The 1,023-nt window shown below is 47.8% G+C and carries 2 protein-coding genes; both read right to left on the bottom strand.

Annotated features, from left to right (window positions below; genetic code table 11):
- Positions 1-628, bottom strand: a 628-nt coding sequence (locus tag R8O70_RS26380; protein WP_318184608.1) for an acyl-CoA dehydrogenase family protein, incomplete at its 3' end; no start/stop codon positions are given.
- A 78-nt stretch (positions 629-706) separates the two neighbouring features.
- On the bottom strand, positions 707-1,023 hold a 317-nt coding region (locus R8O70_RS26375), incomplete at its 5' end, for a MerR family DNA-binding transcriptional regulator (protein WP_318184607.1).

Genomic DNA, 1,023 nt, shown 5'->3' with positions numbered 1-1,023 from the left:
CCAACTTGTCGAGTTTTTGTGCCTGAGTAAATCCAGGGAATCCGCGCTCTACAATAAACGCTGTGATGCCTTTCGCATTTAGGCTTGGCTCCGTTTTTGCGTAGACAACATAGGTGTGTGCATCTGGGCCGTTCGTGATCCACATTTTTGTGCCATTGAGTAAGAAGTGGTCGCCTTTGTCTTCGGCTTTTAGTTGCATGCTGACGACATCCGAACCCGAATTGACTTCGCTCATCGCCAGAGCGCCTATGTGCGAACCATCAACTAATTTAGGCAGATACTTTTCTCGTAGCGTTGGGGTGCCGTTTCGAAAGATTTGGTTTACGCAAAGATTAGAATGTGCGCCGTAGCTGAGCGCGACGGAGGCTGATGCTCGGCTTATCTCTTCCATTGCTACAACGTGGGCGAGGTAGCCCATTTCAGCACCACCATATTCTTCGCTGACGGTCACGCCAAGCAAGCCCATTTCGCCAAGAAGTGGCCATAAATGGTTCGGAAACTGATTGTAATGGTCAATATCGGCGGCAATAGGAGCTATATGCTCACTCGCGAACGCATTGACGTGATCTCGGAGCATATCAATGGTTTCACCGAGCCCGAAATTCAGCGGGATGTAGCTCGTTTTCATAACGTCTCCCTGTTGCAGGTGTGTGACTGTGAAAATCGTGCACTGCTTGAGTGAGGGAAATTTGAGTTAGTGGCGTTGTTACTTTTCGTTGTTTTTTAGTGTTTGAAGGCAGCGTTCTTTTGCTGCATTGAGCTCGCCCATGACGACACCAATGTCATTTAACTGCTGTTGCAACACGGCTTGCTTTTCTTCAATGATATTGAGCATTTTGAGCAGCTGTTCATCCGTTTGTTGCATGTCGTAAAGTTCGAACAGTTCACGTATTTCTGCCAGCGAGAAGCCGAGCCGTTTCCCTCTAAGAATCAGTTTAAGTCGGATTTTGTCCCTACGCTGATAAACGCGCATATTGCCTTTTCGCTCTGGCTCAATCAGGCCGACGTCTTCATAAAATCGAA

This window comes from Vibrio sp. 779(2023), from assembly GCF_033344285.1.
GTDB lineage: Bacteria > Pseudomonadota > Gammaproteobacteria > Enterobacterales > Vibrionaceae > Vibrio > Vibrio alginolyticus.
This window is presented reverse-complemented; position numbering and strand designations above follow the sequence as displayed.